Annotated in this window: 8 protein-coding genes; 4 read left to right on the top strand and 4 right to left on the bottom strand. The window is 65.8% G+C overall.

Going from position 1 to position 8,508, the window contains the following annotated elements; all coding sequences use genetic code 11:
- The 4 genes from H928_RS29675 to H928_RS0124050 form a co-directional block, all read right to left on the bottom strand.
- Positions 1-449: dipeptide/oligopeptide/nickel ABC transporter ATP-binding protein (locus tag H928_RS29675; protein ID WP_021028788.1), on the bottom strand; the 449-nt coding region annotated here is incomplete at its 3' end.
- A 7-nt stretch (positions 450-456) separates the two neighbouring features.
- A complete protein-coding gene (locus H928_RS0124060; protein WP_021028787.1) occupies positions 457-1,452 on the bottom strand; it encodes an ABC transporter ATP-binding protein in 996 nt (331 codons plus the stop codon).
- Positions 1,453-2,478, bottom strand: a complete 1,026-nt coding sequence (locus H928_RS0124055) for an ABC transporter permease (RefSeq protein WP_021028786.1) — start codon at positions 2,476-2,478, stop codon at positions 1,453-1,455.
- Positions 2,478-3,464: an ABC transporter permease gene (locus H928_RS0124050; protein WP_021028785.1), complete on the bottom strand. Its 987-nt coding sequence runs from the start codon at positions 3,462-3,464 to the stop codon at positions 2,478-2,480. Before H928_RS0124050 ends, H928_RS0124055 begins: the two co-directional genes overlap by 1 nt.
- 30 nt (positions 3,465-3,494) lie before the next feature.
- On the opposite strand from H928_RS0124050, the gene H928_RS31855 reads away from it, so the two are divergent.
- The 4 genes from H928_RS31855 to H928_RS0124035 all read left to right on the top strand — a co-directional run bounded on the left by H928_RS31855 (position 3,495) and on the right by H928_RS0124035 (position 8,347).
- On the top strand, positions 3,495-3,761 hold the full coding sequence (locus H928_RS31855) for a hypothetical protein (RefSeq protein WP_148293290.1): 267 nt from the start codon (positions 3,495-3,497) through the stop codon (positions 3,759-3,761).
- Positions 3,762-3,900: 139 nt separating this feature from the next.
- The gene (locus H928_RS0124045) at positions 3,901-5,085 is read left to right on the top strand and encodes an LLM class flavin-dependent oxidoreductase (protein WP_021028784.1); all 1,185 of its coding nucleotides are present in this window, start codon (positions 3,901-3,903) and stop codon (positions 5,083-5,085) included.
- A gap of 122 nt (positions 5,086-5,207) precedes the next feature.
- On the top strand, positions 5,208-6,797 hold the full coding sequence (locus tag H928_RS29670; RefSeq protein ID WP_021028783.1) for an ABC transporter substrate-binding protein: 1,590 nt from the start codon (positions 5,208-5,210) through the stop codon (positions 6,795-6,797).
- The gene (locus H928_RS0124035; protein WP_021028782.1) at positions 6,794-8,347 is read left to right on the top strand and encodes an amidase; all 1,554 of its coding nucleotides are present in this window, start codon (positions 6,794-6,796) and stop codon (positions 8,345-8,347) included. Before H928_RS29670 ends, H928_RS0124035 begins: the two co-directional genes overlap by 4 nt.
- The last annotated feature ends 161 nt before the right edge of the window (positions 8,348-8,508 follow it).

The following is an 8,508-nucleotide window of genomic DNA, read 5'->3' as shown; positions in this document are numbered from 1 at the left end:
CCGCCGGAGAACTCATGCGGGTAGCGGCCCAGCGCGCTGCGCGGCAGGCCCACGCGGTCGAGCAGCCTCTCCACCTGGCGGCGGCGCTGGGCGCGGTCACCCAGGCCATGCACCTGCAGTGGCGTCTCCAAGATCGTGCCGATGCTGTGGCGCGGGTTGAGCGAGGCAAACGGGTCCTGGAAGATCATCTGCATGCGTTTGCGCAGGCTGCGCAGCCGCGCGCCTTGCAAGGGCAGAATGTCTTCGCCGTCGAGCGCCACCTGGCCGGCGGTGGGCGTCTCCAGCCGCAGCAGGCTGCGGCCCAAGGTGGATTTGCCGCAGCCCGATTCGCCCACCAGGCCGACGGTCTCACCCTTGGCAATGCTGAACGACACGCCATCGACGGCGCGCAGCACGCCCTTGGGCAGTTTGAAATGGGTCTGAAGATCGCTGACAGTCAGCAGGCTCATGGCAGTCCTAGGCAAGGTGGGCGCTGCGTGCAGACGCAGGCAAGGTGATGGGGCAGGCGCTGAGGCGCTGGGGGCCGGCTACTTGCAAGGGCGGCACAACGCTGTGGCAATAGGCCTGGGCACGCGGGCAGCGCGGCGCAAAGGCGCAGCCGGCCTGGCCGATGGCCGAGGTGATGCTGCCGCGAATCTCGGTCAGCGGGCCATCGAGGTAGTGCGCGCCGGGCTGCAGTCGGGGCGATGCCGCCAGCAGGCCCTGGGTGTAGGGGTGCAGGGGCTCGTCAAACAGCGGGCCGGGGCGGGCCTGCTCCACCTCGCGGCCGGCATACATCACTACCACGCGGTCGGCCCATTGCGACACCACGCCCAGGTCGTGCGTGATCAGGATCAGGCCCATCGACAGCTCCTTGCGCAGCCGGTCAAGCAGGTCCAGCACCTGGGCCTGGATGGTCACATCGAGTGCGGTGGAGGGCTCGTCGGCGATCAGCAGGCGCGGGCGGCAGGCAATGGCCATCGCAATCATCACGCGCTGGCGCATGCCGCCCGAGAGCTGGTGCGGGAAATCATCGACCCGGCGCTGCGGATCGGGGATGCGCACGGTATCGAGCAGCTCGATGGCGCGCAGCCGCGCGGCCTTGGCGCTCAGGCCCTCGTGCTGGCGCAGCACCTCGGCAATCTGCCAGCCAATGGTGTAGACCGGGTTCAGCGAGGTCATCGGCTCCTGGAAGATCATGCCAATCTCGCGCCCGCGCAGCTGGCGCATCGCCGGCTCGCTCAGGTCCAGCAGGTTCTGGCCGTTGAACCAGACCTCGCCCTGCGCAATGCGGGCCGCGCGCGGCAGCAGGCGCATCAGCGCGAGGGCGGTGAGCGATTTGCCCGAGCCCGATTCGCCAACAATCGCCAAGGTCTCGCCCGCCTGCACGCTGAAGCTCAGCCCACGCACCGGATCGAGCTGCGGAAAACGGATGCTCAGCCCGCGCACATCCAACAAAGAGGTTTCGGACATTCAGCGCTCCTGCGACAGACGGGGGTTGAGGGCGTCGTTCAAGCCATCGCCAATCAGGTTGAAGGCGAGCACGGCAAACACGATGGCCAGGCCGGGGGCGGCAGTCAGGTACCAGGCGGTGCGCAGCAGGTCACGGCCCATGCCGATCATGCTGCCCCAGCTGACCACGTTCGGGTCGCCCATGCCCATGAAGGACAGTGCCGATTCCAGCAGGATGGCCGAGGCCACCATGACCGATGAGGTGACGATGATGGGCGGCAGCGCATTGGGCAGCATCTCGCGCAGGATGATGCGGCTGTGCGAGTAGCCCAGCGCACGCGCGGCCAGCACAAACTCCTTGTGGCGCAGCGCGCGGAACTCGGCCCGCACCAGGCGTGCCACCGTGGGCCAGGTCACCAGGCCAATCGCCACGACGATGGTGCTGATCGCAGGCTGGGCAATCGCCACCAGCACCACCAGCAAGATAAAGCTGGGAATCGTCTGGAACAGCACCACCACGCGCTGCAGCAGGTCATCGACCCAGCCGCCAAAGTAGCCGCTGACGGCGCCAATGCCAATGCCCAGGCTCAGGCCGATCAAGGTGGCCGACACGCCGACCAGCAGCGACACGCGCGCGCCATGGGCAATGCCGGCGGCCACATCGCGGCCCATCGAGTCGGTGCCCAGCAGGTAGGCCGCATCCTGGCCCGGCCAGAGAAAGGGCTGGGCCACCATGTCCAGCGGATCGCCGGGAAAGAGCCAGGGCGCCGTGATCGCCAGCAGCAGCACGGCCAGCAAAAAGCCGCAGCCCAGCATGGCCGTGGGGTTGCGCAGAAAGACGCGCAGCGCGCGGTAGCCCTGGCTGCCGCTGCCGGCGTTGGCGGCACTGGTGCTGGTGCGCACCGCATCGGGCGCATGCAGATTGGGCCAGGGCGCGGCATCGGGCTCGGCATTGCTGGTGCTGCTGTGCGCCGCTTGTGTGGCCGCCAGCGGGTGGGCGGCGGCTGCGGGGATCGGCAGCGCCTGGGACGAAGAAGACAAAGACATCAGCGCACCTCGATTCGGGGATCCAGCCAGGCATGCAGCAGATCGACCAGCACATTGGCGGCGATCACGAGCAGGGAAGACAGAAACAGCACACCCATCAGCACGCTGAAATCGCGGCTCAGCACCGCCTCAAAGGCCAGGCGCCCCAGGCCTGGCCAGCTGTAGACGGTCTCGACCACGACTGCGCCGCCGAGCATGCCGCCCAGGTGCATGCCGGCCATCGTGGTGACGGGCAGCAGTGCATTGCGCAGCACATGGCGTACCGTGATGCGCCAGGGCGAGAGGCCTTTGGCGGCGGCGGTGCGCACAAAGTCCTGCGACTGCACCTCCAGCATCGCCGCGCGGGTGAGGCGGGCATAGATCGCCACATAGAAGAGTGCGAGCGACGTGGCCGGCAGCACCATGTAGCGCAGCTGGTCGAGCACGGCGGCCAGGCCGCTCAGCTGCGAGCCAATGCTGGCCGAGCCACCACTGGGCAGCCAGCCGAGCTTGACCGAGAACAGCACGATCAGCATCAGCCCGGTCCAAAAGCCCGGCACCGAATAGAACAGCAGCGACAGCACGGACAGCAGGCGGTCGGGCAGGCGGCCGGCAAAGTAGGCCATCGCCGTGCCCAGCGCAATGCCCAAGGTCAGCGCAATCGCCAGCGCCAGGCCCATCAGCAGCAAGGTGCTGGGCAGGCGCTGGCCGATCAGCTCCATCACCGGCATGTTGTAGCGCGGTGAGAAGCCCAGGCTGAAATGCGCCAGGTTGCCCAGGTAGGCCTGCAGCTGCTCCAGCACGCTCAGATCCAGCCCAAAGCGCGTGCGCAGCGCCGCCAGGGTTTCGGCCGTGGCCGCCCCCGATTCGCCGGCCATCACATCGGCTGCATCACCGGGCGTGAGCTGCAGCAGCAAAAAGTTCAAAATCGCGACGCCCAGTACCGTCGGCACTGCATATTTGGCATTGAACCAGAGCGATCGCAATAAACGTGGGGTGGTATTCATGCGCATTATTCATCGGGAGGTGACCTGTGCATGATAGGAGCGTTCCTGTGTTATCGCCGGTATTTGCAGCATGCCATTTCATATATCAAAAGGCGCAAATTAAATAACAAATATCGGTATCTGATTTTTATCGGTTGGTGGCTGCTCGCCAAAGTTTTTCGTGGTGATTTGAACCTGAGACAGCATATTTTGTTTGGCTTGCTGCATATGGCCGCAAGCTATAAGCGCGGGTGGACGCTGCGCAGGGCGCTGGCACCGCACTTGCGGCTCTGTTTGCATATCGGCGCCAATGGCTGATTTTTAAATATGCAAATGCAAAATCGGCGCAAGAGCGGGGTGGTGATTCATGGGATTATTCAAGCCAATGCGGATGCTGAATGGCTGGTTATCTCAAGGCTGGTTTGGCATCCTTTGTATTGACAACCTTGGCCGCTCCATGAACTCTGCAATACCGCTGGGAAAACTCGCTGATCGAGAGACATTCGCCTCGCCGCTGGCATTTCCGGACAGCCCCCTGTCGCAGGCTTTTGCGCAGCCGATTCTGCTGGGCCTGTTTCTGCCGATCCAGGCAGGAGGCTGGAGCGCCTCGACCCTGCCGCGCAGCACCGACTGGCGCTTTGACTACAACAAGGACCTGGTGCTGAAGGCCGAGAGCCTTGGGTTCGATCTGGTGTTTGCGCTGTCGCAGTGGCTGCCCAAGGGCGGCTATGGCGGCGTGTTCAATGGCGACGCGCTGGACTCCTTCGCCACCACGGCGGCGCTGACCTCGGTCACGAGCCGCATCATGCTGATCTCGACCATCCATGTGCTCTACGGCCCTTTGCACCCGCTGCACCTGGCCAAGTGGGGCGCCACCTTGGACCATATCTCGGGCGGGCGCTGGGGCATCAATATCGTCACCGGCCACCGCGAGGTGGAGCACAAGATGTTTGGCTGGGACCAGATCGAGCATGACCGTCGCTATGACCTGGCCTCCGAGTTCATCGAGGTGGTGCAGCGTCTGTGGTCGTACGACGAGAACTACTCGTTTGAAGGCATCTCGCCCTGGAAGCTGGGGGGAGGATTTGTCAGCCCCAAGCCGCGCTTTGGCCGGCCCGCGCTGGTCAATGCCACCGGCTCGGACGCCGGCATTGCCTTTGCGGCCCGGCATTCGGACCTGGTCTTTATCACCAGCCCCGGCGCATCCGACTTTGCCCGCGCCATCGAGGTGCTGCCCGCCCATGCGGCCCGCGTCAAGCAAGAGGCGCGCAATGCCGGCCGCACGGTGCGCACCTTGCTCAACCCGATGGTCATCAGCCGCGACACCGAGGCCGAGACCTGGGCCTACCACGATGCCATCGTGGCCCACCAGGACCAGCGCACGCCCGAGGGCTTCAGCAGCTTGAAGAGCGATGCCCATGCCTGGCGCGGCCGCACCGCCCTCGATGCCCCCAAGCGCCGCGCCATTGGCGGCAATATCGAAGTGATCGGCACGCCCGAGCAGGTGGTAGAGCAGTTTGTGCAGCTCAAGCGCGCCGGCATCGATGGGCTGCAACTGAGCTTCTTTGACTTCAAGCCCGATCTGGAATTTTTTGGCGACCGCATTCTGCCGCTGATGAAGCAGGCAGGGCTGCGCTTCTAGCAGTAGCACCTGCGCTGCGCACAGCTTTATCCACAGACTTTCTCTGCCCCTCCCGTTTTTCCTTTGCGCTTTTTGCGTGCTACCCGCGCCTTGTCTGCGCCTTCTCTCCTGGACCATTGCCCATGCGAACTCTCTACAAAAACCTGGCCTGGGGCCTGCTGGCTGCCAGCAGCTTTGGGGCTGCCAACGCCCAGGCACCAGCCACGCCCGTCAAGGGCGGCACGGTCACGTCCGTGGTCGCGCAAGAGCCGACCTCGCTGGTGTCCTTTCTGGACACCAAGACCGACAACCGCGATGTCAGCGCCAAGATCACCGAAGGCCTGCTGCGCTATGACGCCAAGTTCCAGCCCCAGCCCTTGCTGGCAACATCCTGGACGGTCAGCCCCGATGGCCTGCAGTACCGCTTCAAGCTGCGCGAGGGGGTGAAGTTCCATGATGGGCGCGACTTCAGCTCGGCCGACGTGCGCTATTCCTTCCTGACCCAAAAGAAGCAGGGCCCGCGCGGCCGCATCACCTTGCAGAACCTGGAGCGGGTCGATACGCCTGACGCGCATACCGCAGTGCTGGTGCTGTCCAAGCCCGCGCCGTTTTTGCTCAAGTCGCTGTCATCGGCGGAGCTGCCCATCGTGCCGGCGCACCGCTATGGCGATGGCGATCCGCTGGGCAGCCCCAACGCCAATGCGCCGGTGGGCACGGGCCCCTTCATTTTTGAGCAGTGGGTGCGCGGCAGCCATGTGATCCTCAAGCGCAACCCCCACTACTGGCGCCCGGGCGTGCCCCATGTGGACCGGGTGGTGATCCGCTTTGTGCGCGATCCGGCAGCCATCTCGGCCGCCATCGAAACCGGCGAGGCCGATGTGGCGCAGAACCTGGCCCTGGCCGACCTGGGCCGCCTGCTGCAAAAGCCGACGCTCAAGCTCGATGCCAGCTATGACGCGTTCCTGAACAATGCCTCCTTCCTGGAGTTCAACGTGGAGAACCCGGTGCTGTCCAAGCCCGAGGTGCGCCATGCGATTGCCCATGCGGTGGACCGCAACTTCATCGTCAACAACGTCTACTACAAGCAGGCCGAGCTGGTGAACTCGCCCATCCCCAAGGTGCTGGGCGCCTACTACGACGACAGCCAGTTCAACTACGGCTTTGATGTGGCCCGCGCCAACCAGCTGCTCGACAGCGCTGGCTACCCGCGCCAGGCCAATGGCCAGCGCTTTGCGCTCAAGCTCACCTACATCCCCGGCGCGCAGTTCAAGCAGACGGCCGAGTACCTGCGCTCGGCGCTGAACCGCGTGGGCATCAAGGTGGACATTCTGGACGGCGACCTGCCCACCTTTTTGAAGCGTGCCTACACCGCGCGTGAGTTTGACCTGAACCTCAACGGTCTGGGCCGCTTGTTTGATCCCTCGGTGGGCGTGCAGCGCATCTACTGGTCCGACGGCATCAAGAACCCGCTGATCTGGATCAATGCCTCGCACTACAACAACCCGCAGGTCGACAACCTGTTCCGCCAGGCTGCTGTCGAGGTCGACGAGGCCAAGCGTGCCGCGCAGTTCCGCGAGATCCAGCAGATCGTCGGCCGTGATCTGCCGGTCTACCCGATCGCGACTGTGCCCTCTGCGCTGCGGGTACACAGCACGCGGGTGCATGGGCTCAACAACAGCATTGACCTGACGTCTGGAGACTTTTCTGACCTGTGGCTGGAGGCTAGCAAATGACGACGACCATCGACTTTCCCAACGAAACCACGCTGAGCGAGAGCGCAGTAGCGGCACCCGGCATTGCCGCCAGCCTGGCCTTTGCCAGCGCCCGTGCGCAGCTGCAAGCGCTGGCCGATGGCCGCGTCAGCGCGGTCGAGCTGCTGGAGCAGGCGCTGGCCCGCATCGAGTGCCATGATGGTGAGCTGAACGCGATCCCGGTGCGGGCGATTGAACAGGCCCGGCGCGATGCCCAGGCAGCAGACGCCGCCTTGCAGCGGGGCGAGCGCAAGCCACTCTTGGGCCTGCCGATCACGGTGAAGGAGAACTTTGATGTCGCCGGCCTGCCCACCACCGTGGGCAACCCGGACTACCGCAGCAATATCGCCCGGCAGGATGCGCCGGCAGTCGCGGCCTTGCGCGCGGCGGGCGCGGTGCTCATCGGCAAGAGCAATGTGCCGCTGGCGCTGAGCGATCTGCAAAGCTACAACGCGGTGTACGGCAGCAGCAGCAACCCCTGGGATCTGCAGCGTACGCCCGGTGGCTCATCGGGCGGCAGCGCGGCGGCCGTGGCGGCGGGCTTTGTGGCGCTGGAGCTGGGCACGGACATAGGAGGATCGGTGCGCATCCCCGCGCACTTCAACGGCGTGTTTGGCCACAAGACCAGCTATGGGCTGATCTCGATGCGCGGCACCGGCGCGCCGCAAGGGCGCTTTAGCGCGCGGGATCTGTCGGTGGCCGGGCCGCTGGCGCGCACTGCGCTGGATCTGGAGCTGGCGCTGGAGCAGCTGCTCAACCTCGATCCGCTGCAGGCCAAGGGCTGGCGGGTGAGCCTGCCTGCAGCCCGCCACCAGCGGCTTCAGGATTTTCGGGTGCTGGTGCTGGATGCCTGGCCGGGCCAGGAGGCGAGCCTGTCCGAGCAACTGGTGATTGCGCGGGTCGTCAGCGCCTTGCAGGCCCAGGGCGTGAAGACCACGCAGTGGCGCGATCTGCCGCCCGCCCAGCGCCCTGATCTGAGCGAGCAGCACCGCACCTACCGCAGCCTGCTGGGCTCGTCGGTGGCTAACGCCGCCCCGCTGACCGAAGCACAGCAGCAGCGCCTGGCCGAGCTGGAACCGGATGACCGCAGCGCCGAGGCCGCCTTGCTGCGCGCGCCCAGCCTGCCCCATACCACCTGGCTGCAGGACAACGAGCACCGCCATGCGCTGAGCCACCAGTGGGAGCAGCTGTTCAAGGACTATGACGTGGTGCTGACCCCCGTCGCACCGACGCCTGCCTTTGCGCACCAGCAGCAGGGCCACAAGGAGGAGCGCCGCTTTCCGGTGGCCTATGCCGATGGGGTGCGCGAGATCGGCTTTCGCGAGCTGTTTTACTGGGCCGGCTTGCCGGTGCTGCCGGGCCTGCCTGCGACCAGCTTTCCGGTTGGGCTGGATGACGAGGGCCTGCCGATCAGCGCCCAGGTGGTCGGCCCCTATCTGGAAGACCGCACCACGATCGCCTTTGCCCATGCCTGGGAGCAGGCCCAGGGCGGCTATGTGGTGCCGCCCCGCTATGCGCAGGGGGATGCATGAGCGCCGTGCTGCAAGTGCTGCAGCAGCCACGGGAAGCGGCCAGCCCGGGTCCGGCCTTGGACGAGGCCAGCTTGCTGGCCCGCGCCCAGGCGCTGATCGGCGAGCTGGCGGCTTTGGCGGAGGCGCATGACGCCAGCGGCGCTGCACCGGCGCCGCAGTTT

This window comes from Comamonas sp. B-9 (genome assembly GCF_000410635.1).
Taxonomy (GTDB): domain Bacteria; phylum Pseudomonadota; class Gammaproteobacteria; order Burkholderiales; family Burkholderiaceae_C; genus Comamonas.
The sequence above is the reverse complement of the archived record's forward strand: the minus strand, read 5'-3'. Positions and strand labels throughout refer to the sequence as shown.